Below are 20,135 nucleotides of genomic sequence, written 5' to 3'. Positions count from 1 at the left end.
GCGGACGGGCTGCTCGGTGCTTGGCGGCCGGTCGCCCGGTACTTGCGGGCCGGTCGCCGGGGGAGCCCGGGGTCTGCCCGTCCCCGCGCGGAGCGCCTACGCGGGGGCGCCGGCCGCCGGGTCGGGGGCGACGGCGCCGGCCGGGGTGGTGCGCGGCGCGGCGGGCGACCGGCGGGGCACGGGCGCCGGGGGCGGGGCGGCGGTGAGGTCCGTGCGCGGGTGGGGCACGGGGACCGGGCGCAGCGGACGCGGTCCGGACACCACCGAGTAGTCCTGGCCCAGGAAGGGCGGTGTCACCTCCCCCGGATCGTCCCCGAGGGCCAGCCGGACCGCCGCCCACGGCGCGTTGATCCCGCACAGCGCCAGCTGGTGCAGCCCCCCGGCCGGGCGCGTGTTGACGTCCATCAGCACCGGCCGGTCCCCGTACATCCGGAACTGCACGTTGGACAGGTGGTGCAGCCCGAACGTCTCGGCGATCCGCCGGGCCGGGGCCAGCCACTGCTCCTGGAGGGTGAACCCGCGGCGGCGGCCGTTCTTGGTGCGGCCCACGGCCATGCGCACACGGTTGTCGGGACCGGTGAGGCAGTCCACCGACACCTCCGGCTCCTCCAGCCGCGGCATCACCAGCCAGTCGACGGGTTCCTCGGCCGCCCGCAGCGCCTCGACGACCAGGGGCAACGGGACGTACGGGCTCGGGAAACCGTTCAGGTGCGTGAGCGAGAAGGGGTCCCGGGAGACCGTCCGGAAGCCCACGCCGCCCGCGCCGGAGGCCGGCTTGAAGCAGGCCTGGTGGCCGTGCGCCTCCAACTCCTCCACGGCGGCCACGAGCTCGTCGGCCGTGCGCACCCGCCACCACGGTGGCACCGGCACACCGACCGCCCGGACCGCCTCGTAGGCGATCACCTTGTCCTGGAAGACCGCCACGGCCTCGGGCGGCGGCGCCAGCAGGGCCGTGCCGGCCGCCTCGAACTCCGCGCGGTGGGCGACGATCGCCGTCTGGTGCAGACGGGGGACGAACACGTCGATGCCGCGCCGCGCACACTGGTCCAGCGCGAACTCGACGTAGGCCGCCGCGGACAGGCCCTCCGGCTCCAGGTCCGCGGTGTCGGCGGCGGCCAGCACGGGGGAGTCCGGGTCGCCGTGCGTGGCGTGGATCTCGACGGCCCGGTCGGCGGGATTTCGCCGCAGCTGATCCATGAAGAAGACGTTCTCCGCGTACGTGCGGTTGAGCCAGACGCGTACGGGAGAAACCATGCAGGCCGCCTTTCACGGTTCGCGGGCAGGGCGGAGCGGGCCGTGCCCGGCCAGGGGGTTGGAGGGACACCGAGCCGCCCTGCGCGAAGGGTGAATCGGGGCGGTGGTGTTGGGGCGATCATAGGGGTACGCACGCCTGCGAGTGCAAAGTGCGCCACTCGGGCCCCACAGCGCCGGGGCGGGGCGGCCAGAAGCCCCCGGCCGGACCCGGCGGGATTCGCTTGTGACCGGTGCCGGGATGTGATCTCGTGACATCGAACGCGCGTCCGGAAGGAGTGGGTATGGCGTCGGCGACCGGTGGCCCGAGGAGCATGTGGGCCATCAGCGACCTGCACATCGGATATCCGGACAACCGCGCGCTCGTGGAGGGGATGCGTCCCGGCACCGACGACGACTGGCTCCTGGTGGCCGGCGACGTGGCGGAGACCGTCTCCGACATCCACTGGGCGCTCGGCACCCTCGCGGACCGCTTCCGCCGGGTCGTGTGGGCCCCCGGCAACCACGAACTGTGGACCCACCCCAAGGACCCCGTCACGCTGCGCGGCGCCGCCCGCTACGAGCACCTCGTCGAAGTGTGCCGGGACCTGGGCGTGACGACGCCCGAGGACCCCTACCCCGTGTGGGACGGGCCCGGCGGCCCGGCGGTGGTCGCGCCGCTCTTCCTGCTGTACGACTACTCGTTCCTGCCCGCCGGATGCGCCACCAAGCACGAGGGACTGGCCTACGCCCACGGCACCGGCATCGTGTGCAGCGACGAGTTCCTGCTGCACCCCGACCCCTACCCGAGTCGCGAGGCCTGGTGCCGGGCGCGCGTCACCGAGACCGAGCGCAGGCTCGCGGGGCTCCCCGACGGCCTGCCGGCCGTCCTCGTCAACCACTACCCGCTGGACCGGCACCCCACCGAGGTCCTGTGGCACCCGGAGTTCGCCATGTGGTGCGGCACCCGGCTGACCGCCGACTGGCACCGCAGGTTCCGGGTCGACACCATGGTCTACGGTCATCTGCACATCCCCCGGACCACCTGGCGCGAGGGGGTCCGCTTCGAGGAGGTGTCGGTGGGCTATCCCCGTGAATGGCGCAAGCGGAGCGGACCGCCGGGCGAGCTGCGCCGCATCCTGCCCTCGCCGGCCCGGCAGGAGGCGGCCGGGTGATCGAGGAACTGCTGCCCGACACGGTCGCCACCGTCGAGGCCCACGGCGACGACGACGCGGATCACCTGCCCCTCTTCCCGGAGGAGGAGCCGCTCGTGGCGCGGGCGGTCGCCAAGCGCCGCCGGGAGTTCACCGTGGTGCGGTCCTGCGCCCGCCGGGCCATGGCGAAGCTGGGCGTGCCCGCGCGGCCCGTGCTCAACGGCGAGCGAGGGGCGCCCATCTGGCCCGAGGGGCTGACCGGAAGCATGACCCACTGCGACGGCTACTGCGCCGCCGCGCTCGTCCGCGTCACCGATCTCGCCTCCCTGGGCATCGACGCCGAGCCCGACGGGCCGCTCCCGGAGGGCGTCCTGCCCGCCGTCTCCCTGCCCACGGAGGCGGAGCGGCTGCGCCCACTGGCCCGGGAGCATCCCGGTGTCCACTGGGACCGGCTGCTGTTCAGCGCCAAGGAGGCCGTCTACAAGACGTGGTTCCCCCTCACCGGACGGTGGCTGGACTTCACCGAGGCCGACATCGAGATCACCGTGGACCCGGGCGACCCGCGCCGCGGCACCCTGCGCGCCTCGCTCCTGGTGCCGGGACCGACCGTGGGCGGCCGGCGCCTGTCCGGTTTCGACGGCCGCTGGACGGCCCGGCACGGCCTGGTCGCCACGGCCGTGACGGCCCCGCACGCCTGACCCGTCAGGACGCTCGCGGCATCCGGCCCGTCAGCTCGTCGGGCACCAGCTCCGCAGCAGCCGGAAGAACGCCTCCTCGTTCCCCGCCAGCCCCGCGGCCCGCAGCGCCTGCTCGGCCTCGGCCAGTACGGAGGGCGGTACGACGGCGGGCCGGGGCGCACCGGCCGGTCCCGGCGCGGCGTCGAACCCGGCCCGTACGGTGTGCAGCAGCCGCAGGTAGGCCTGTACGGCCGTGCGCTCGTGATCGGTCAGTACGGCGGTGGTCATCGGTCGGCTCTCCCCACAACGACGTCAGCGGTCACGCGCCCCCGCCCCCGGCGGCGGCACATGCCCAGCTTGCCGCCCACCACTGACAATCGCGGCGAGCCGCGCCCCGCGCCCGGCACGAGCCGGTCGAGGCATCAGCCCGGGTAGCCCAGCGACGCGCCGATCCGGCCCGCCAGGTGGTCCCGCTGCACCGGGCCGCGCAGCGGCGAACCGTCCAGCCACGTCCGGCACTTGCTGGCCAGCAGCAGCCCGAAGGACTCCGCCTCCTTCTCCTCGGCGAGGTCGAAGCGGGAGCGTGCGGCGACCGCGCGCACCGTGGCGCGCAACGCCTCCTCGTCCGGGTCCGGGCCGGCCCCGTCCAACAGCCGGGCCGCGACCCCACCGCCCTCGAAGTGGTGGCCGTGGTGCCCGGCCTGCATGTGCCACAGCTCGTGCCCCAGGATCACCAACTGGTGGTCCGGCGCGGTGCGTTCCTCGACCACGACCAGATCCTGCTCGGCCATGTCGAGCCACAGGCCGCTGGCCGTCCCCGGTGGAAAGGCGGCCGTGCGGTACACCACCGGACGGCCCCGGCGCCTGCTCATCGCCCCGCACAGCGCCGCGTACAGCTCGGCGGGCGGCGCGGGGGCGGGGAGCGTCAGCTCCTCGACCAGCTCACCGCACAGGCGGCGCATCTCCTTGCCGATGCCCACGTGTCTCCCCACACTCACGACTCGGGCCGCTTGACGCTCTCCAGGAGCATGTCCAGCCACTCGGCGACCTTGTCGCGGTGCTGGTCGGTGGGCAGTTGGGCGGCCCGCCAGGCGATGCCGCGCACGCCGTGGTCCTGGAGCAGCCGCTCCAGCGGGTCCTCGGCGGCGGCCGTCGCCGCCCGCTCCCGGTCGGCGAGCTGCTGCAGCAGTTCCTGCTCGGTGTGCTGGAGCGCGACCGCCAGCGCCTCGGGGTCCTCGGCGGTCAGGAAACCCGCGTGCACCCGGAAGAAGCGCTGGATGGCGTCGCAGTGCTCCATGGTGGGCCGCCGGTCGCCGTTGATGAGGGCACCCGCCTGCTGCCGGGACATGCCGGCGCCGTCGGCGATCTCCTGCTGGGTGTACCTGCGGCCGTTGGGCTTGAGCCGGGTGCGACGCAGCAGGTCCAGGCGCTGTACGAAACGGGCCTGCACATCGGGCTCCCCGGCGGGCCGGCCGCTCAGCAGCGCCGCGGCCACGGACTCGGGAACGCCGGACGCGGCGGACAGGCGGCCGATGTCGAAGACCTCCGCGGGAGGCACGCCGAGCCGCTCCGCGAGTGCGGTGACGCGGGCGACGACGGCGGGCAGCGCGGCCGTCGGCAGGGCGCCCGGACCCTCGAAGCCATCCGTCACCGACAGCTCTCCTACCTCTCTCACAGGCCTCACAGGCTTCTCACAAGCGGTTGCCGTGAACTTCCCGGAGAGTAACCTGCCGCTCGAACTCACATCCAGGTCTCGCCACAACTGTGGCCTATTTCAGCCGTCAACAGGCACGAAATGCCACGATAGTTGACACGCCTCGCGTCGGGGCACCAGGATCGGGACGCCGCGAGAAGGCCGCATAGGCAAGAGGGGTGACCTCCCGATGGCATTTCAGGCAGGAGGGCAGCGGCCGGCGCCGCGGCCCGCTCCCGCGACCCCCGAGGTCCAGGCGTATCTCCAGGACTACACGACGTTCCTGGAGGCCGTCCCCTTCCCTTCCTTCGTCGTCGACCACCGCTGGGACGTGGTGCTGACCAACGGCGCCTTCCGGACACTCTTCCAAGGTGCCGGACCGCACGCGACGGCGATGCCGGGCGACAACTTCCTCCGGTTCGTCCTGTTCCACCCGGACGCGTCCGCGGTCCTCGGGGACCACGAGTCGAGCTGGTGCCTGCCCATGCTGGCGCACTTCGCCGCGGCCCTGGAGCGGTACGGCCACGACCCCGGCCTGCAGGCCGTCCGCCGCGACATCGCCCAGGACCCGATCATGGAGGCCGCCTACCGCCAGGGCCTGCCGCACTGGGTCCGTGCCGTCGGCGCGGAGGCCGTCGAGCACGACGGCGCCGTACGGCCGCTGCACCACCCCGACCCGCGCCGGGGCACCACCGAGTGCCGGGTCGTGGTGGAGACGCCCAGGGTCCTGGCGGAGCTGGGCTACAGCCGCCTGACCCTGGTCCTGCGCGAGCCGCGCCGCACCCCGCCCCGTCTCGCACGCCCCCGCCGCACCGCGGCCCACCTGAGAGTGGTCTCCTCCTCCGAGTGACCGAGGGACGGTCACCGCCGCGGCGGGTCCGGCTTGACCGGCCGCTCCGCACCGCGCTTCGCCGCCTGGATCTGCTCGTACACATGGGTGCGCAGCTCGGCGAAGCGCGGGGCCACCCGGGTGTGCACCTGATCCCGCCCGTCCGGCAGGTCGACCCTCAGCTGCTCCCGGACGACGGTGGGGGAGGCGGACAGCACGACCACCCGCTCGCCCAGGTAGACGGCTTCGTCGATGTCGTGCGTGACGAACAGGATCGTCACCGAGCGCTCCCGCCACAGCCGCCGCACCAGGTCCTCCAGGTCGGCGCGGGTCTGCGCGTCCACCGCCGCGAACGGCTCGTCCATCAGCAGCACTTCGGGCTCGTAGGCCAGCGCCCGCGCGATGGCCACCCGCTGCTGCATGCCCCCGGACAGCTGCCACGGGTACGCCCCGGCGGCGTCCGAGAGCCCCACCGAGGCGAGGGCGTCCGCGACCAGCTCACCGCGCCGCGCCCTGCCCAGGTTCTTCTGCTTCAGCGGCAGTTCGACGTTCTCGCCGACCCGCATCCACGGGAACAGGCTCCGCCCGTACTCCTGGAAGACGAACGCCATGCCGTCGGGCGGGCCGTCCACCCTCCGCCCGGCCAGCAACACCTCACCGGCCGTCGGCCGCAGCAGCCCGCCGACGCACTTCAGCAGCGTCGTCTTGCCGCAGCCGGACGGGCCGACCAGGCACACCAGTTCCCCGGCCGCCACCGAGAAGGTCAGGTCCCGCACCGCCTCGACGCGCCGCCCGGATCCCTCGTACACCTTGTTCAGGCCGCGTACCTCGAGCATGGACCGCCCTTTCAGGAGCTTCGGCCGGACCGCCGGGCGGCGGCGCGCAGACCGTGGTACCAGCCGAGCGCCCGCCGCTCGACCAGCTGGAACAGGACCGAGAGTACGAAGCCGAGCAGACCGAGCAGCAGGATGCCGGTCCACATACCGGGGATCGCGAACGAACGCTGGAACTGCACGATGGTGAAGCCCAGCCCGTTGCTGGCCGCGAACATCTCGCTGATCACCATCAGGATGATGCCGATCGACAACGCCTGGCGCAGACCCGCGAAGATCTGCGGGCTCGCCGAGCGCAGCACCACGTGCCGCAGCCACGCCACACCCGTGATGCCGTACGAGCGGGCCGTCTCCGCCGTCACCGCGTCGACCGCCCGGACCCCTTCCACCGTGTTGAGCAGCACCGGCCACACACAGCCGGCCGCGATGACGACGATCTTCATCGTGTCGCCGATGCCCGCGAACAGCATGATCACCGGCACCAGCACCGGCGGCGGCACCGCCCGCAGGAACTCAAGCACCGGCTCGCACACCGCCCGCACCCGCCGGTGGGAGCCCACCAGGGTGCCGAGCGCCACGCCCACGACGGCCGCGAGCGCGTAGCCCGCCGCGAGCCTGAGCACGCTGGGCAGCACGTCCCCGCGCCACCGCTCACCGGTCCAAACCTCCGGGAAGGTCTCCAGGATGGTGCCGAGCGGCGGCCAGTACACGTCCTCGCTGCCGGCCGAGGAGACCCACCACACCGTCACCAGCACGGCCGGCAGCGCGCACACGTGCACCAGCCGCAGCAGCACGCGCCTCACACCGCCACCTCCCCGCGCACCGACTGGTGCCAGGCCAGCGCCCGCCGCTCCACCGTCCGGGCCCCGACGTTGATCAGCAGCCCCAGCAGACCGGCGACCACGATCAGCGCGTACATCTCGGGCACCGCCTGCGAGGTCTGCGCCACCGCGATCCGGGCACCCAGTCCCGGTGCGCCGATGACCAGTTCGGCGGTGATGGCGAGGATCAGCGCGACGGCCGCCGCGAGGCGCACGCCCGTCATGACATAGGGCAGCGCGGTCGGCCACAGCACGTGCCGGACCCGCGCCCAGGTGCCGAGGCCGTAGGACCGCGCCGTCTCCTCGGCGACCGGGTCGACGTCCCGCACCCCGTACAGGACCTGGATCAGCACCTGCCAGAAGGCGGCGTACACGACCAGGAGCAGCACCGACCTCAGCCCGGCGCCGTACAGCAGCACCGCCAGCGGGATCAGCGCCACCGACGGGATCGGGCGCAGGAACTCGATCGTGGACGCCGTCACCTCGCGCAGGTACGGCACCACCGAAAGGGCCACCCCCGCGACGATGCCGGCCACGGCCGCGATCGCCAGGCCCAGAGCCCAGCCGGTGAGGGTGTCGCCGAGCGCGGCCCAGAAGGCGCCGTCCCCGAGCTCCGTGCCGAGCGCGTCGGCGATGCGGCTGGCCGGCGGGAAGTACTCCTCCTTCACCAGGCCGAGCCGCGGCACCGCCTCGCCGAGGCCGAGGAAGACCGCGAGCCCGGCCGCCCCGAGGGCGGCGTCGGAGGCCCTCACGGCAGCAGCTCGTCCAGGTCCGGCGCCTTCTCGAACAGGCCGTCCGCCTCGCCGAGTTTCGCCAGCTCCTCGATGGCGGCGCGGTTGGGCTCGGCCGGCCATTTCGGCAGGGTCACCTTCGCCAGCACGTCCGCCGGGATCTTCGTGTACGTGGTGACGATCTCGCGCACCTCGTCGGGGTGGGAGTCGGCGTACGCCAGCGACTCGGCGGTGGCCTCCTGGAACTTCTTCACCGTCTCCGGGTTCTCCTGCGCGTACCGGGTGGAGGTGAAGTACATGGCGACCGTCAGCTCCGGCGCTATGTCCACCATGGGGGAGGCGATCTCCCGGCCGCCCTGGTCCTTGATCGTGGCCAGCGCCGGTTCCACCACCATCGCCGCGTCGACGCGGCCGGCGTCGAGCGCGGCCGGCATCTGGTCGAAGGCCAGCTCGACCAGCTCCACCTCGTCCGGGTCGCCCCCCGCCTCGCGCACCGAGGCCCGCACCGCGGTCTCGTTGATGTTCTTCAGCGTGTTGATGGCGACCTTCTTGCCCTCCAGCTCCTTCGGCGACTTGACCGGGCTGTCGCCCTTGACGGTGAGCGCCTCGAAGTCCTCGCCCACCACACCGGTCGAGGCGATGCCGTTGGCCACCGCCTTCACCGGCACGTCGTTGGACTGGGCGATCATGAGGGAGGTCGTGTTGCTGAAGCCGAACTGGAACTGGCCGCTCACCACACCGGGCACGATCGCCGCGCCGCCCTGCGCGCTGGAGAACTCGAGCTTCAGCCCGCGTTCTGCGAAGAAGCCCTTCTTCTGCCCCAGGTACAGGGGCGCCACGTCGACGATGGGGATGAGGCCCACCTTCACCGTGGTGGTGCCGCCGGCGCCCAAGGACCCGGAGTCGTCCGGCCCCCCGGAGCCGGACGAGCCGCACGCCGTCGCGGCGGCCAGGACGGACACGGCCGTGAGGCCGGTGAACAGACGACGCATGACTCCCCCTGTGGGACCGGACCAGGTACTCCGACAGGCTGTGCGCAGACAGCACGAACGTGCTCAGCGGGAACGTAGGGCCCGCGCCGAGTTCCGGTCAATGCCCTTGCACACAAGGCCTGTTGACGACCGCGGTGGCGGTCGTTGACAGTGCGAGTCGTGCACTCGTAGCGTGCGCACACCGTACGGCCGTCCGTGCCGTACGTCCTGCCGTGAGGCTTTCGCCGGAGGCCAGATGCCCGATGCAGCCCGCGCACCCCACTTCGTACGGTCCTTCGAGCGGGGCCTCGCCGTCATCCGCGCCTTCGACGCCGACCGTCCGGCGCTCACCCTGAGCGAGGTCGCCCGTGCCTCGGAGCTGACCCGCGCGGCGGCCCGCCGCTTCCTGCTCACCCTGGCCGACCTCGGCTACGTCCACACCGACGGCCGGCTCTTCCGGCTCACCCCGCGCGTGCTGGAGCTCGGCTACGCATACCTGGCCGGCTTCACACTGCCGCAGATCGCCGAACCGCACCTGGAGCAACTGGTCGGCCAGGTACGGGAGTCGTCCTCGCTGTGCGTCCTGGACGGCGACGACGTCGTGTACGTCGCGCGGGTGCCGACCAGCCGCATCATGACCGCGTCGATCACGGTCGGGACCCGCTTCCCGGCCCACCTCACCTCCGTGGGCCGGGTGATCCTCGCCGACCTGCCGGACGCCGAGATCGAGACCCGGCTGGGCCGGGCCGACCTGCGCCCGCACACCGCCCGCACCCTCACCTCGGCGGATGCCCTGCGCGCGGAACTGCGCCGGGTGCGCCGGCAGGGCTACTCCCTCGTCGACCAGGAACTGGAGGACGGCCTCAGGTCGGTCGCCGCGCCGGTGCGGGACCGGGACGGAGCCGTGGTGGCCGGCGTGAACATCGCCGTGCACGCCGGCCGCAACTCCGTGGAGTCCGTACGCCGGGACCTGCTGCCCCACCTGCTGGCGACGGTCGCCCGGATCGACGCCGACCTCCGGATCACCGGCGCGGGCGTCACAGGTCCAGCACCAGCCGCCGGCCACGGCAGCGCGACACACAGATGAGCATCGTCTCCCCGGCGGCCCGTTCCTCGTCGGTGAGCACCGAGTCCCGGTGGTCCGGCACGCCCTCGACGACGTCGGTCTCGCAGGTGCCGCAGGTGCCCTCGGTGCAGGAGTACAGCACCTCCACCCCGGCCCCGCGCACGGCGTCCAGCACGGAGACGCCGGGCGGCACGGCGACCGTGCGCCCGCTGCGCGCCAGTACGACGTCGAACTCCTCGTCCGGGGCGGCCGGTACGGGCTCCCTCGGGCTGAACCGCTCCACGCGCAGGACGCCGGGCGGGCAGCGCGCCTCGACCGCGTCCAGCAGCGGGCCGGGCCCGCAGCAGTAGACCAGGGTGGCCTCGGGCACGTCGTCGAGCACCGGGGCCAGGTCCAGCGGCCCCGTCTCGTCCTCGGGCGCGACGGTGACCCGGGCGCCGTAGCGCTCCAGCTCCCCGGTGAACGCCATGGTCCCGCGGGTGCGGCCGCCGTACAGCAGTGTCCATTCGGCGCCCGCGGCCTCCGCGGCGGCCAGCATCGGCAGGAGAGGGGTGATGCCGATGCCGCCGGCGACGAAGCGGTATCGGGCGGCCCGCTCCAGCCGGAAGTGGTTGCGCGGTCCCCGGACCCGTACCTTGTCGCCGGCCCGCAACTCCTCGTGCACGTAGACGGACCCGCCCCGGCCCCGCGCCTCGCGGAGCACGGCGACGCGCCACGCCTCCCGGTCGGCGGGGTCGCCGCACAGCGAGTACTGCCGTTCCAGATCCGGGCCGAGCACGACGTCGATGTGGGCGCCGGGCTCCCACCGGGGCAGCGGTTCGCCCAGCGGATGGCGCAGGGAGAGGACGAGCACGCCGGCGGCCGCGGTCTCCCGGCCGCCGACGACGAGTTCCGTCTCGTACGCGGTCATGAGCTCCGTCCCCGGACGTGGTGCACGGGTGGGTGTCCTTGCGGGTGGGCGAGCATCCAGTCCCACATGGCGACGGGGTCCTCGGCGGTGTGCTCGGCGCCGCAGTGGCAGGTGCCGTGCAGCACGTCGGTGCCCGGCAGCCAGTCGACGCGGTAGACGTCGCCGGTGCGGGCGCTCACCGGGCCGCCCGCTCGGCGGACTCGGCGCCGCCCTCCTCGACCAGCCGGGCGAGGATGCGCCGGGCGGCCAGGCCGCCGGTGTCGATGTTGATGCTCAGCTCCTGGTAGCCGGTGCGCTCGGAACCGAGCGTGCGCTGGAGCAGGTTGAGCGCGTCGACGTCCTGCATGACGACCGTGTGGTTGTTCTTCCGCAGGAACTCGGTGACCTCGGCGTCGTCCGTCGCCCAGTCCCGGGAGACCGCCCAGAAGTCGTACACCCTGCCGTCGCCGGACGGTGTGATGGCGTAGGTGATCTCGGTGTGGAAGCCGTGCGGGTCGCTGCCGTCCGCCTCGGGCCCCACGCCGGTCGGGGCGACCCTGCTGTGCAGCAGGTACAGACAGGGCGCGTGGTACTCGATGTCCTGCCAGCGGTCGATGCGGCCTTCCACGCCGGTGGACTTCGCGTAGAACGGCGGGCACTCGGCGTCGTCCATGTGCCGGCTGACCCGGACGATCCCCGCCCCCTCGTCGACCTCGGTGGTGATCGGCGTCTCGGCGACCTCGGGCGTGCCGATGTAGCCGCCGTGCAGATACGTCTCGTGGGACAGGTCCAGGAGGTTGTCGACCAGCAGCCCGTAGTCGGCGTCGATCGGCTCCATGCCGCGGACCGTGACCCAGCCGGGGGAGTCCAGGTGCCGGGCCCGCGGCACGCCTTCCGGGTCCGCCAGGGCGGGGTCGCCGATCCACACCCACACCAGGGAGTCCTGTTCGAGGACCGGGTAGGAGACGACGCGGGCGGTGCGCGGGACGCGCTTCTGGCCCGGCACGTACACGCAGGTGCCGGTCGTGTCGTAGGTGAACCCGTGGTAGCCGCAGACGATCCGGTCGCCGTCGAGCCGCGTCGGCGGCTCGGACAGCGGATAGCGGCGGTGCACGCACCGGTCGTGCAGGACGACCGGCGTGCCGTCCTCCTCGGAACGGTACAGGACGAGCGGCTCTCCGAGGACCGTCCGTCCCAGCAACTCGCGTCCCACCTCGTGGCTGTAGGCGGCGACGTACCACTGGTTCCTTGCGAAGGCGGTCATGTGCGGCATCGTTGCGGCTCCCGTCCGTCGTGGGTGCTGGCATCGTGGGCGAGGGCCCCGGGGCGGGGCAACGCCGCTTCCGCCGGGCGGAAGCCGTCGTGCTCACGCCCCGCGCGTCAGCGCTCCAGCTCCTTGTGCGCCGTCTCCGGCAGCCGCAGGTACACCAGCGAGGACAGCAGGCAGAGCGCGGCGACGTACCAGGGGAAGAACCCGGAGTGGCCGAGGTCCTTGAACAGCGTGCCCACGTACGGCGCCGTGCCGCCGAACAGGGCGACGGTGAGGGAGTAGGGGAAGCCGATGCCCGCCGCCCGCACCCGGGGCGGGAAGACCTCGGCGTTGACGGCCGCGCTGATCGAGGTGAAGCCGGTCAGCAGGATCATGCCGGCACACTGCACGAGCAGCAGCACGGCGAACGAGTCGCGCAGGGCGTGCAGCAGCGGCACGCTGAGCAGGGCGAAGCCCACACCGAAGAACAGCAGCAGCGGACGGCGGCCGAACCGGTCGGACAGCATCCCGCCGAGCGGCTGGAGCAGTGCGAAGAAGGCCAGCGAGATGGTGCCCGCCAGCAGCGCGTCCGACTTGTCCAGCCCGGTGTTGAGCTCCGCGTACGTCGGCAGGTACGACGTCCAGGTGTAGTAGGCGATGGTGCCGCCCGCCGTGATGCCGCAGATCAGCAGGGACTCGCGCGGGTGGCGCCACAGCGCCTCGAAGAGGCCGGGTCGCGGCGCCCGTCGCTGCTCCGCGCTGCGGGTCTCCTCGGCGCCCTGCCGGATCCAGAAGCCGACCAGGCTGAGCACGGCCCCGAGGACGAACGGCACGCGCCAGCCCCAGCCGTTCATCCGGTCCTCGCTGAGGGTGTCCACCAGCACCGTCGCCACACCCGACGCGACGAGCTGCCCGGCCGTGGTCGACACGTACTGGAAGCTGGAGAACAGCCCGCGCCGGCCCGGGCCCGCCGACTCCACCAGGAAGGTCGTCGAGGCCGCGAACTCGCCGCCCACCGACAGGCCCTGGAGCAGCCGCGCGGCGACCAGGATCACCGGGGCCAGCACACCGGCCGCCGCGTAGGTCGGGGTCAGGCCGACCAGCAGACTGCTGCCGCCCATCAGCAGGATGGTGACCGTCAGGGCGGCACGCCGTCCGCGCCGGTCGGCGACCGCGCCCATCAGCAGTCCGCCGACGGGCCGCATGAAGAACCCCACCGCGAACACGGCGAACGTGGACAGCAGCGGCACCAGCGAGTTGTCCGCGCTCTTCGGGAACACCTGGTCGGCGATGTAGGTGGCCAGGAAGGTGTACGCGTACCAGTCGTACCACTCCACGGCGTTGCCCACCGAGGCGGCGAGGAGCTGCCGTACGGGCCGTCGGGTGGGCGGGGATTCCACGTGCATGCCTGTCATGATCGCGACCATCCCCGGGCGGCGGATCCGTCACACCTCGCGTACCGAGGACTTTCACACGGGCGCCACCGGACCCTTCCCTGACGTTTGCTGCTCCTGGAACACTCCTTTCGCGCGCGATACGTCATCATCCGGCACCGTCCGGCCGGTTGAACCCCCCAAGGCGAAAGGCATGTCACCCCATGGCCGAAGTCAACCGGCGCAAATTTCTCCAACTCGCGGGCGCCACCACGGCGTTCAGTGCGCTGTCCGCGAGCATCGAGCGGGCCGCCGCGCTTCCCGCGAACCACCGCTCGGGGACGATCGAGGACGTCGAGCACATCGTCGTACTCATGCAGGAGAACCGGTCCTTCGACCACTACTTCGGCAGGCTGCGCGGCGTCCGCGGCTTCGGCGACCCGCACCCGGTGCGGTTGGACAGCGGCACGTCGGTGTGGCATCAGCGCAAGGGTGACGGCACGGAGGTGCTGCCCTTCCACCCGGAGGCCGACGACCTCGGCATGCAGTTCCTGGAAGGGCTGCCGCACGGCTGGTCCGACGGCCAGGACGCCTACCACAACGGCAAGTACGACCGCTGGCTGCCCGCCAAGGGCACCACCACCATGGCGTACCTGACCCGCGAGGACATCCCCTTCCACTACGCGCTCGCCGACACCTTCACCGTCTGCGACGCCTACCACTGCTCCTTCATCGGCTCCACCGACCCCAACCGCTACTACATGTGGTCGGGCCACACGGGCAACGACGGCGAGGGCGGCGGTCCGGTCCTCGGCAACGACGAACTCGGCTACGACTGGACGACGTACCCCGAGCGGCTGGAGGAGGCCGGGATCTCCTGGAAGATCTACCAGGACATCGGCGACGGCCTCGACGCGGCCGGCCACTGGGGCTGGATCGACGACGCCTACCGCGGCAACTACGGCGACAACTCACTGCTGTACTTCAACAAGTACCGGAACGCGAAGCCCGGCGACCCCTGGTACGACAAGGCCCGCACCGGCACGGACGTGAAGCACGGCGACGGCTACTTCGACCACCTGCGTGCCGACGTCAAGGCGGACCGGCTGCCGAAGATCTCCTGGATAGCCGCCCCGGAGGCCTTCACCGAGCACTCCAACTGGCCTTCGAACTACGGCGCCTGGTACATCTCCCAGGTCCTGGACGCGCTCACCTCCAACCCGGCGGTGTGGGCGAAGACGGCCCTGTTCATCACGTACGACGAGAACGACGGCTTCTTCGACCACCTGGTGCCGCCGCTGCCGCCGAAGTCGGCCGCGCAGGGCCGGTCCACCGTCGACGTCTCGCTGGACGTCTTCGAGGGCAGCGCCAAGCACCGCGAGGGCTTCTACGGGCTCGGCCCGCGCGTGCCCATGCTGGTCGTCTCGCCCTGGAGCAAGGGCGGCTTCGTCTGCTCCGAGACCTTCGACCACACGTCGATCATCCGCTTCATGGAACGCCGCTTCGGCGTCCGCGAACCCAACATCTCACCATGGCGCCGCGCCATCTGCGGCGACCTGACCAGTGCCTTCGACTTCTCCCGCAAGGACAGCCGCCCGGCCCGCCTGCCGGACACCGACGCCTACGAGCCGCCGGACCGCGAGCGCCACCCGGACTACCGTCCCACGCCGCCCGCCGACCCGGACATGCCCCGCCAGGAACGAGGCCTGCGGCCCGCCCGCCCTCTGCGGTACGCCCCGCACGTGGACGGTGCCGTGGACGCGGCGGCCGGCAGGTTCACGCTGACCTTCGCCTCCGGCCCGCGGGCGGGCGCCGCCTTCCTGGTCACCTCCGGCAACCGCACCGACGGCCCCTGGACGTACACCACCGAGGCCGGCAAGACCGTCGCGGACACCTGGAACTCGGTGTACTCGGAAGGCTCCTACGACCTGACCGTGCACGGCCCCAACGGCTTCCTGCGCACCTTCCGGGGCCCCAACGAGGTCACCGGTTGCGAGGTCACCGCCCGCCACACCGGCGACGACCTCCGCCTGACCCTCGCCAACGCCGGGAGCGGCACCGCCCGTCTCCGCGTCACCGACGGCTACGGCGGCCGGACCCGGACCGTCACCGTGCGCCCCGGCGCCACCGTCCACCACACCGTCGACCTCACGCACAGCCGGCGCTGGTACGACGTGACGGTGACCTCCGAGTCCGACCCGGCGTTCCTGCGGCGCCTCGCCGGGCACGTGGAGAACGGACGGCCGGGGGTGAGCGACCCGGCGATCGTCACGGACTGACGGCCCCCGCGACCGGCCCCGGCCGCGCGAGGCCCCCCGGCCCAACCCGCCGGGGCATCGTCACCGGTCCGCCGGTCCGGGCGGATCCGGTCTGGCTCCCGTGGTTCTGTCCCTGCGTGTAGGTGCTCTCCCGGATGCCGTCCGGCCGCGGGGACCAAGCCGGTCCGGCGCCCGGCGGTTCGGTCACGCGGGTGCGGGTGCTGCCGGTTACCGCCCCGCGGGTGGGGAACGCCCGTCCGGGCCATGCCGGTCCGGGCGGATCCGGTCTGGCTCCCGTGGTGCAGGTCCCGCGTGCGGGGGCACCTCCGCCGGTTCAGGCTTCGCCGGTCCGGTTCCGGTCGGTGCGGACCCGGCCGGTCCGGTCCCTCCGGTTCGTGTCCGGCCCGTCCGGGGCCTGGTGGTCCGGGACGAGCCCGTCCGGGTCCTGGTGGTCCGGGACGAGCCCCCGTCCGGGTCCCACCGGTCCGGATCCAGCCCGTCGGTTCCTGCCGGTTCCGGTCAAGCCCGTCCGGGCCATGCCGGTCCGGACCGAGCCGGGGCGGGTCCCACAGGCTCCGGTTCCGGCGGTCGCGGTCCGGCCTGCTCGGGGACGGGCGCCGGTCCGGCCGCGACCGGGCGCGGCGTCGCCCGGCTCAGTTGGACCACGCCCCAGGCGGCCAGCGCCGCGCCGGTCAGCGCGAGCAGCACGCCGCCCGCGCCGCCCCGCAGCCGCTCGCCGAGCAGGGAGAGCCCGATCACCGCGGCGGCCACCGGGTTGGCCAGGGTCACCACGGCCAGCGGGGCGCCCAGGCCTCCCCGGTAGGCGGTCTGCGACAGCAGCAGCCCGCCCGCCGCGAACGTCGCCACCAGGACCGCCACCCCGATCACCTGGGCGCTGAGCAGCGGGCCCGAGCGGTCCGTGGCGGCCACCGTCACGGTCTGGGTGAGCGCCGATGCCACCCCCGAGGCGATGCCCGACGCCGTCGCGTGCCGCAGCCCGGGCCGGGCGCCGGGCCGGGACAGCAGCCCGATCAGCGCCGCCGTGGCGCCGGACACCGTAAGCGCCTCGGGCACGCTCAGCACGTCGTCGGGCGCGGGTCCGGTCGCGGTGAGCAGCAGCGAGCCGAGACCGAGCAGCGTCAGTCCGGTGCCCCGCCACTCGGCCGCGCTGACCCGCCGGCCCACCAGCCGCGCCCCCAGGGGCACCGCCGCGACCAGGGTGAGCGCGCCGAGCGGCTGGACCACCGTCAGCGGCCCGTACTTGAGGGCCACGACGTGCAACAGCGCCGCCGAGGCGTTGAGCGCGACCGACCACCACCAGGCGCCGGAGGCCAGCAGCCGCAGCGCTCCCGCCGCGGAATCGCGGGCGGCCAGCCGTTCCTGGGCGACGGCCGCGGCGGCGTAGGCGCACGCGGAGACCAGTGAGAGCAGGACGGCGAGCAGAGCCGCGCTCATCGGCCCGCTCCCACCAGCTCGTGCCGCTGCGCTGTCCGGTGCCGCAGCGCCGGGCGGCGGTGGGGCACGGCGCGCCGCGGTCCGTGCGGCAGGCGGAGCATCACCAGGGCGAGGCCGAGCAGCGCGGCCGCCACGATCACGTCGAGCCAGAAGTGGTTGGCGGTGCCCACGATCACCAGCAGCGTCAGCAGCGGGTGCAGCAGCCACAGCCACCGCCAGCGCGTCCGCGTCGCCACGACCAGACCGATCGCCACCATCAGGGCCCAGCCGAAGTGCAGCGAGGGCATTGCCGCGAACTGGTTCGACAACTCGTCGGTGCTCGGCGGGCCGTAGACCGAGGGGCCGAAGACCCGGGCCGTGTCGATCAGGCCCGCGGCGCCCAGCATGCGCGGCGGGGCGAGCGGGAAGACGAGGTGCAGCACCAGCGCCGCACCGGTCAGCGCGGCCAGCACCCGCCGGGCCCAGACGTAGTGGGCCGGCCGGCGCAGGTACAGCCAGACGAGGAAGGCCGCCGTGGCGGGGAAGTGGACGACGGCGTAATAGGTGTTCGCCGTGTGTATCAGGGTGTCGCCGTGCAGGAGCAGCGACTGCACCGTGCCCTCGTCGGGCATCCGGAGTGCCCGCTCCCAGTCCCACACGCGATGGGCGTTGCGGAAGGCCTCGGCGGTGTGTCCCGTCGCCAGCTGCCGGCCGAACTTGTAGACGAGGAAGAGCCCTGCCACGAGCAGGAGCTCACGGACGAGCGGCGGGCGCGCGGGCGCGCCCGGCCCCGCTTCTGCAGGCTCGGTGCGGGCATTCATCCCCCGGCCCCTTCGCTGACGGTGGTGCGTGTGGCTCACAGGTGCGGGGCCGGGGTGACGGTTCTCATCGATACGGCTCCGTTCCGATACGCCAGTGTACCGATACGGTGGAGTACCGGTACACTGGCGTATCGATAGACATGCGACACACTGGACTGCGAGGCCCTCGAGCCTCGCTTCAGTGCCGCTGGACCTGGTGAGGAGCAGAGCCGATGACGTCGCAGGACGCGGACCGACCGGACACGGTCGTCGCCTCGCGCCGCTCCAAGATCACGCCCGAGCGTGAGCAGGAGTTCTTCGACGCCGTGATCGAACAGATCCGGTCCTGCGGCTACGACGCCGTCACCATGGAGGGCATCGCCGCCAGCACGCGGTGCAGCAAGTCCACGCTCTACCGCCAGTGGAAGACCAAGCCCCAGTTCGTGGCCGCGGCGCTCCGCTCCCACCGCCGGGTGCGCTTCGCCGAGATCGACACGGGCTCACTGGCCGAGGACCTGCGCCAGGCGGCCCGGGCCGCGGGCGGGGGAGCGGGCAAGGACACGGGGCTGCTCCAGGCGCTCGGACACGCCGTCATGGAGGACCCGGAGCTCAAGTGCGCGCTGCGCGAGGCACTCGTCGAGCCGGAGATCGCCGCGCTCCGCGGGATCCTCGAGCGGGGTGTCGACCGGGGCGAGGTCCCGGCCGGCCATCCGGCGCTGGAGTACGTGCCGGCGCAGCTGTTCGGCATGTTGCGGATGCGGCCCGTCGTCGAGGGCGAGCAGGCCGACGGGGAGTACCTCGTCGGGTTCGTGGAGGCCGTCGTGCTGCCGGCGCTCGGCCTCCCCTGAGACCCAGGTCGCCGTCCACGGGATGACTGGACGGTGGCCTGCCCGCGCCGCACCGTGGGGACGGGGGCGGCGCGCACCCCCGGCCGGGCGGGGCCCCTTTGAGCGGAGGGGCGCCCCGCCCGGCCGACCGCTTCGCGGGGCCGGTCAGACGCCCTGGCCGGTGCCGCCCCCGCCACCGGACGAGTCCGCCTCGATGCCCTCGGTGATCTCGTCGATCACCGGCAGGCCCTCCTCGACGTCGACGCCGAAGCGGACCACGACGATGCGCTCGGGATCGGCGGGCGCCGGGAAGGCGAGCGACTCGACGTAGCCGTCGGAGCCCTCCTTGGTGACCGCCTTCCAGCGGACCAGGTACCCCTTCTGCCCGGCGACCGTGACCGCCTTCGACGCCAGTTCCTCGTGCGAGGTGATCCCGCCGTAGGCGTCGCCGTAGGACTGCTCGGCGTTCACCTCGATGTCCGCCTTCGCGACCTCCTCGGCGGTACCGCCCTTCGTACCCAGCACCTCCTGGGGCGCCGAGTACGCGCCGCCCTTGGTGCAGGTCTCGGCCCGGTCGCCGGGGCACTCGTAGCTGTCGTCCGAGGTCACCGTCGCACCGACCGAGAGCTGCTGGCCGGACCAGCCGTCCGGGATGGGCAGGCTGATCCCGCTGACCGGGTCCGTCACCGACCCGCTGTCGATGGTGGGCGGCTCCGACTCACCCGGGGGGTCGGGCGTGGGAGAGTCGCCGCCTTCCCCGCCCCCGCCGCCTTCCCCGCCGAAGGGGTCGTTCTGGCCACCCGGACCGCGCCGGTCGTGCTGCGACGACGCGCTGCCGCCGCCGGAACCGTCGTCGGTCAGCACGTACACGCCGACGCCGATCCCGGCCAGCACGGCCACGGCCGCCGCGACGGCTATACCGGTCCGCAGCCGTCGCCGCCGCGCGGACGGCGGCTGGACGGGGAGCCCGGGATAGCCGGGATGCACGGGATAGCCCGGCGGCACGGGATACGGCCCGGCCGCTGTCCCGGGCGCCGCCGGCTGCGCGGGTGACGGCGCGGGAGGCTGTTCGGGCGGCGGCCCCGCCGCGGCGGCCGGCCCCGCGGGACGGACCTGGTCCGTCCACGCCTTGCCGTCCCACCAGCGCTCGGTGGCGGGACCGTCCTGCTTCTGTCCGGGGTCCGGGTACCACCCGGGAGGAGTCACCTGCGTCATGGGCCCACCGTATGAGGCGTCGGTGAAAGCCGGATGAGAGGCCCCGCCGCGACTCGATCCGGCGGGCGGGCCACCGCCCGGCCGC

At 73.2% G+C, this 20,135-nt stretch carries 21 protein-coding genes; 6 read left to right on the top strand and 15 right to left on the bottom strand.

Features of this window, described 5'->3' with window-relative positions:
• Positions 1–96: 96 nt before the first annotated feature.
• Entirely contained in the window at positions 97–1,254 is a 1,158-nt protein-coding gene (locus tag ACFW47_RS15220) for an ATP-grasp domain-containing protein (protein WP_386278275.1), read from the bottom strand.
• A gap of 281 nt (positions 1,255–1,535) precedes the next feature.
• Between ACFW47_RS15220 and ACFW47_RS15215 the strand changes: the two genes are divergently transcribed.
• On the top strand, positions 1,536–2,405 hold the full coding sequence (locus tag ACFW47_RS15215; protein WP_386278273.1) for a metallophosphoesterase family protein: 870 nt from the start codon (positions 1,536–1,538) through the stop codon (positions 2,403–2,405).
• Positions 2,402–3,082, top strand: a complete 681-nt coding sequence (locus ACFW47_RS15210) for a 4'-phosphopantetheinyl transferase (protein ID WP_386306005.1) — start codon at positions 2,402–2,404, stop codon at positions 3,080–3,082. The genes ACFW47_RS15215 and ACFW47_RS15210 overlap by 4 nt, the downstream gene beginning before the upstream one ends.
• A 30-nt stretch (positions 3,083–3,112) precedes the next feature.
• Here ACFW47_RS15210 and ACFW47_RS15205 read toward each other — a convergent pair whose 3' ends face one another.
• From ACFW47_RS15205 to ACFW47_RS15195, 3 genes are all read right to left on the bottom strand, one after another.
• Positions 3,113–3,349: a hypothetical protein gene (locus ACFW47_RS15205; protein ID WP_386278269.1), complete on the bottom strand. Its 237-nt coding sequence runs from the start codon at positions 3,347–3,349 to the stop codon at positions 3,113–3,115.
• A gap of 134 nt (positions 3,350–3,483) precedes the next feature.
• Complete coding sequence (locus tag ACFW47_RS15200) at positions 3,484–4,023, bottom strand: toxin-antitoxin system, toxin component (RefSeq protein WP_386306110.1); 540 nt, start codon at positions 4,021–4,023, stop codon at positions 3,484–3,486.
• Positions 4,024–4,055: 32 nt separating this feature from the next.
• Positions 4,056–4,712 (bottom strand): helix-turn-helix domain-containing protein, encoded by a 657-nt coding sequence (locus ACFW47_RS15195; RefSeq protein WP_386278267.1) that lies wholly within the window; start codon positions 4,710–4,712, stop codon positions 4,056–4,058.
• Positions 4,713–4,944: 232 nt separating this feature from the next.
• Here ACFW47_RS15195 and ACFW47_RS15190 point away from each other — a divergent pair, with 232 nt between their 5' ends.
• A complete protein-coding gene (locus tag ACFW47_RS15190) occupies positions 4,945–5,604 on the top strand; it encodes a hypothetical protein (protein ID WP_386278265.1) in 660 nt (219 codons plus the stop codon).
• 11 nt (positions 5,605–5,615) lie between these two features.
• On the opposite strand, the gene ACFW47_RS15185 is transcribed toward ACFW47_RS15190, so the two are convergent.
• From ACFW47_RS15185 to ACFW47_RS15170, 4 genes are read right to left on the bottom strand one after another with little or no spacing between them, the layout of a single operon-like run.
• The gene (locus tag ACFW47_RS15185; RefSeq protein ID WP_386306004.1) at positions 5,616–6,419 is read right to left on the bottom strand and encodes an ABC transporter ATP-binding protein; all 804 of its coding nucleotides are present in this window, start codon (positions 6,417–6,419) and stop codon (positions 5,616–5,618) included.
• Positions 6,420–6,430: 11 nt separating this feature from the next.
• Complete coding sequence (locus ACFW47_RS15180) at positions 6,431–7,219, bottom strand: ABC transporter permease (RefSeq protein ID WP_386306003.1); 789 nt, start codon at positions 7,217–7,219, stop codon at positions 6,431–6,433.
• Positions 7,216–7,989 (bottom strand): ABC transporter permease, encoded by a 774-nt coding sequence (locus ACFW47_RS15175; RefSeq protein WP_386306002.1) that lies wholly within the window; start codon positions 7,987–7,989, stop codon positions 7,216–7,218. The genes ACFW47_RS15180 and ACFW47_RS15175 overlap by 4 nt, the downstream gene beginning before the upstream one ends.
• Positions 7,986–8,960: an ABC transporter substrate-binding protein gene (locus ACFW47_RS15170; RefSeq protein WP_386278257.1), complete on the bottom strand. Its 975-nt coding sequence runs from the start codon at positions 8,958–8,960 to the stop codon at positions 7,986–7,988. The genes ACFW47_RS15175 and ACFW47_RS15170 overlap by 4 nt, the downstream gene beginning before the upstream one ends.
• Before the next feature lie 235 nt (positions 8,961–9,195).
• On the opposite strand from ACFW47_RS15170, the gene ACFW47_RS15165 reads away from it, so the two are divergent.
• Entirely contained in the window at positions 9,196–10,026 is an 831-nt protein-coding gene (locus tag ACFW47_RS15165; RefSeq protein WP_386278255.1) for an IclR family transcriptional regulator C-terminal domain-containing protein, read from the top strand.
• Here the strand turns inward: ACFW47_RS15165 and ACFW47_RS15160 are convergent.
• The 4 genes from ACFW47_RS15160 to ACFW47_RS15145 all read right to left on the bottom strand — a co-directional run bounded on the left by ACFW47_RS15160 (position 9,977) and on the right by ACFW47_RS15145 (position 13,570).
• Positions 9,977–10,915, bottom strand: a complete 939-nt coding sequence (locus tag ACFW47_RS15160; protein ID WP_386306001.1) for a PDR/VanB family oxidoreductase — start codon at positions 10,913–10,915, stop codon at positions 9,977–9,979. The two genes, ACFW47_RS15165 and ACFW47_RS15160, sit on opposite strands and share 50 nt — an antisense overlap.
• Positions 10,912–11,094, bottom strand: a complete 183-nt coding sequence (locus ACFW47_RS15155) for a hypothetical protein (protein WP_386278251.1) — start codon at positions 11,092–11,094, stop codon at positions 10,912–10,914. The genes ACFW47_RS15160 and ACFW47_RS15155 overlap by 4 nt, the downstream gene beginning before the upstream one ends.
• Positions 11,091–12,167 (bottom strand): Rieske 2Fe-2S domain-containing protein, encoded by a 1,077-nt coding sequence (locus tag ACFW47_RS15150; RefSeq protein WP_386306000.1) that lies wholly within the window; start codon positions 12,165–12,167, stop codon positions 11,091–11,093. The genes ACFW47_RS15155 and ACFW47_RS15150 overlap by 4 nt, the downstream gene beginning before the upstream one ends.
• A gap of 107 nt (positions 12,168–12,274) precedes the next feature.
• Positions 12,275–13,570: an MFS transporter gene (locus tag ACFW47_RS15145; RefSeq protein WP_386305999.1), complete on the bottom strand. Its 1,296-nt coding sequence runs from the start codon at positions 13,568–13,570 to the stop codon at positions 12,275–12,277.
• 170 nt (positions 13,571–13,740) lie between these two features.
• Here ACFW47_RS15145 and ACFW47_RS15140 point away from each other — a divergent pair, with 170 nt between their 5' ends.
• Positions 13,741–15,795, top strand: a complete 2,055-nt coding sequence (locus tag ACFW47_RS15140) for a phosphocholine-specific phospholipase C (protein WP_386305998.1) — start codon at positions 13,741–13,743, stop codon at positions 15,793–15,795.
• Positions 15,796–16,293: 498 nt separating this feature from the next.
• On the opposite strand, the gene ACFW47_RS15135 is transcribed toward ACFW47_RS15140, so the two are convergent.
• Positions 16,294–17,229, bottom strand: coding sequence for a hypothetical protein (locus ACFW47_RS15135; protein WP_386305997.1), 936 nt, complete (start codon positions 17,227–17,229; stop codon positions 16,294–16,296).
• Complete coding sequence (locus ACFW47_RS15130; protein ID WP_386305996.1) at positions 17,226–18,029, bottom strand: phosphatase PAP2 family protein; 804 nt, start codon at positions 18,027–18,029, stop codon at positions 17,226–17,228. The genes ACFW47_RS15135 and ACFW47_RS15130 overlap by 4 nt, the downstream gene beginning before the upstream one ends.
• Before the next feature lie 212 nt (positions 18,030–18,241).
• Between ACFW47_RS15130 and ACFW47_RS15125 the strand changes: the two genes are divergently transcribed.
• A complete protein-coding gene (locus ACFW47_RS15125; RefSeq protein WP_386305995.1) occupies positions 18,242–18,856 on the top strand; it encodes a TetR/AcrR family transcriptional regulator in 615 nt (204 codons plus the stop codon).
• 144 nt (positions 18,857–19,000) lie between these two features.
• Here the strand turns inward: ACFW47_RS15125 and ACFW47_RS15120 are convergent, their stop codons facing one another.
• Positions 19,001–20,050: a DUF2510 domain-containing protein gene (locus ACFW47_RS15120; RefSeq protein ID WP_386305994.1), complete on the bottom strand. Its 1,050-nt coding sequence runs from the start codon at positions 20,048–20,050 to the stop codon at positions 19,001–19,003.
• Between the last annotated feature and the right edge of the window lie 85 nt (positions 20,051–20,135).

The organism is Streptomyces sp. NPDC058796 (genome assembly GCF_042745235.1).
Taxonomy (GTDB): domain Bacteria; phylum Actinomycetota; class Actinomycetes; order Streptomycetales; family Streptomycetaceae; genus Streptomyces.
The sequence above is the reverse complement of the archived record's forward strand: the minus strand, read 5'-3'. Positions and strand labels throughout refer to the sequence as shown.

What these genes read in the sequence shown, in the direction of transcription:
- ACFW47_RS15220 (WP_386278275.1), bottom strand. Translation starts at nt 1,254, where the DNA reads ATGGTTTCTCCCGTACGCGTCTGGCTCAACCGCACGTACGCGGAGAAC.
- ACFW47_RS15135 (WP_386305997.1), bottom strand. Translation starts at nt 17,229, where the DNA reads ATGAGCGCGGCTCTGCTCGCCGTCCTGCTCTCACTGGTCTCCGCGTGC.
- ACFW47_RS15160 (WP_386306001.1), bottom strand. Translation starts at nt 10,915, where the DNA reads ATGACCGCGTACGAGACGGAACTCGTCGTCGGCGGCCGGGAGACCGCG.
- ACFW47_RS15215 (WP_386278273.1), top strand. Translation starts at nt 1,536, where the DNA reads ATGGCGTCGGCGACCGGTGGCCCGAGGAGCATGTGGGCCATCAGCGAC.
- ACFW47_RS15165 (WP_386278255.1), top strand. Translation starts at nt 9,196, where the DNA reads ATGCCCGATGCAGCCCGCGCACCCCACTTCGTACGGTCCTTCGAGCGG.
- ACFW47_RS15190 (WP_386278265.1), top strand. Translation starts at nt 4,945, where the DNA reads ATGGCATTTCAGGCAGGAGGGCAGCGGCCGGCGCCGCGGCCCGCTCCC.
- ACFW47_RS15185 (WP_386306004.1), bottom strand. Translation starts at nt 6,419, where the DNA reads ATGCTCGAGGTACGCGGCCTGAACAAGGTGTACGAGGGATCCGGGCGG.
- ACFW47_RS15200 (WP_386306110.1), bottom strand. Translation starts at nt 4,023, where the DNA reads ATGCGCCGCCTGTGCGGTGAGCTGGTCGAGGAGCTGACGCTCCCCGCC.
- ACFW47_RS15140 (WP_386305998.1), top strand. Translation starts at nt 13,741, where the DNA reads ATGGCCGAAGTCAACCGGCGCAAATTTCTCCAACTCGCGGGCGCCACC.
- ACFW47_RS15130 (WP_386305996.1), bottom strand. Translation starts at nt 18,029, where the DNA reads ATGAATGCCCGCACCGAGCCTGCAGAAGCGGGGCCGGGCGCGCCCGCG.
- ACFW47_RS15125 (WP_386305995.1), top strand. Translation starts at nt 18,242, where the DNA reads ATGACGTCGCAGGACGCGGACCGACCGGACACGGTCGTCGCCTCGCGC.
- ACFW47_RS15205 (WP_386278269.1), bottom strand. Translation starts at nt 3,349, where the DNA reads ATGACCACCGCCGTACTGACCGATCACGAGCGCACGGCCGTACAGGCC.
- ACFW47_RS15145 (WP_386305999.1), bottom strand. Translation starts at nt 13,570, where the DNA reads ATGGTCGCGATCATGACAGGCATGCACGTGGAATCCCCGCCCACCCGA.
- ACFW47_RS15150 (WP_386306000.1), bottom strand. Translation starts at nt 12,167, where the DNA reads ATGCCGCACATGACCGCCTTCGCAAGGAACCAGTGGTACGTCGCCGCC.
- ACFW47_RS15170 (WP_386278257.1), bottom strand. Translation starts at nt 8,960, where the DNA reads ATGCGTCGTCTGTTCACCGGCCTCACGGCCGTGTCCGTCCTGGCCGCC.
- ACFW47_RS15120 (WP_386305994.1), bottom strand. Translation starts at nt 20,050, where the DNA reads ATGACGCAGGTGACTCCTCCCGGGTGGTACCCGGACCCCGGACAGAAG.